At 59.2% G+C, this 1216-nt stretch carries 1 protein-coding gene; it reads right to left on the bottom strand.

Features of this window, described 5'->3' with window-relative positions:
- Positions 1-67: 67 nt before the first annotated feature.
- Positions 68-958, bottom strand: a complete 891-nt coding sequence (locus IAE33_RS24335) for a formate/nitrite transporter family protein (protein WP_201165750.1) — start codon at positions 956-958, stop codon at positions 68-70.
- Between the last annotated feature and the right edge of the window lie 258 nt (positions 959-1216).

Raw genomic sequence — 1216 nt, 5'->3', positions numbered from 1 at the left:
GGATTCGGGAGGAGGGGGGGCCGCCTGGTCCTGATGTGGGGCAGGGCCAGGTGGGCGGTGGTCAGCGCTAGTGAGTGGCGCGGCCCTGTTCTGACGCTTTTTCGTCCTCGAGCAGTTTCGACGGCGGCTTGCCGCTGTCGCTGCGTACTTGCGCGTGGCTGATGAGGGCGAAAATGAAACTGCCACCTATGATATTGCCTGCCAAGGTAGGCAATGCAAAATGGAGCCAGAAGCTGCTCCAGGTTTCTTCGCCGGCCCACACCAGGTAGGACACCTCCACCGAACCCACCACGATGTGGGTGAAGTCGCCGAGTGCCATCAGGTAGGTAATAAGCAGGATGATCCAGATCTTGGCATTTTCCATGGACGGGATCATCCATACCATGGTGGCGATCATCCAGCCCGACACAATGCCCTTGGCGAACATCTGGCCGATGTCGTTCTCCATCACCTTGTGCCCCACCTCCAGGAAGGCAAGGTCGGTCTTGGTGTCGAAGATCGGCAGCTCCAGCATTACCCAGGCCACCAGCAGCGTGCCGGCGAGGTTGCCCACCAGTACCACCCCCCACAGGCGCAGCAGGCGGCCGAAGTTCGCCAGGGTGGGCGTGGTCATTACCGGCAGTACAGCGGTGAGGGTGTTTTCGGTGAACAACTGCTGCCGCGCCAGGATGACGGCCAGGAACCCGGCGCTATAACCGATGCTTGCAATGACCTGGGCGCTTTCGCCATCGGGTAGGCGGGAGTACAGCAGCCCCATGGCCATCAGCGACAAGCCCATGGACAACCCGGCCGCGAGGGCAGACCACCACAACGCAGCCAGGGTCCGTTCCAGTTCCTGGTCGCCCTGAAGGCGTATGGTTTCGTGTAGCACCGCCGCCCTGGGCGGCTGGTTTACGCTGACTTCCTGCTGTTCATCCGCAGACAAGCCCGGGGTTTTCTCGCTGTGCGCGTCGCTCATCGCCGCTACGCTCCATGGTGGGTTTCTCTACAGATCCACCGGGCCCTCATTTAGTTGCCGCGCAAGTGCCCGGGCACTGCAAAAGTTTTTTCAGATCAAGGTGTTGACTCCCAATTTAAACCGCGTATTATTCGCCACCTCGCAGCGATCAACGCTTCGAGGCGAGTCAGGTGTTGTTAAGTTTGATAGCTTCTCTGGAAGCCTTTGAAAAACTTCAAAATAAACGCTTGACAGCAAATGAGGAAAGCGTAGAATGCG

The organism is Pseudomonas sp. S60 (assembly GCF_016647865.1).
GTDB lineage: Bacteria > Pseudomonadota > Gammaproteobacteria > Pseudomonadales > Pseudomonadaceae > Aquipseudomonas > Aquipseudomonas parafulva.
Note: the sequence above shows the minus strand (reverse complement) of the source record. Positions and strands in the feature narration are given on the sequence as shown.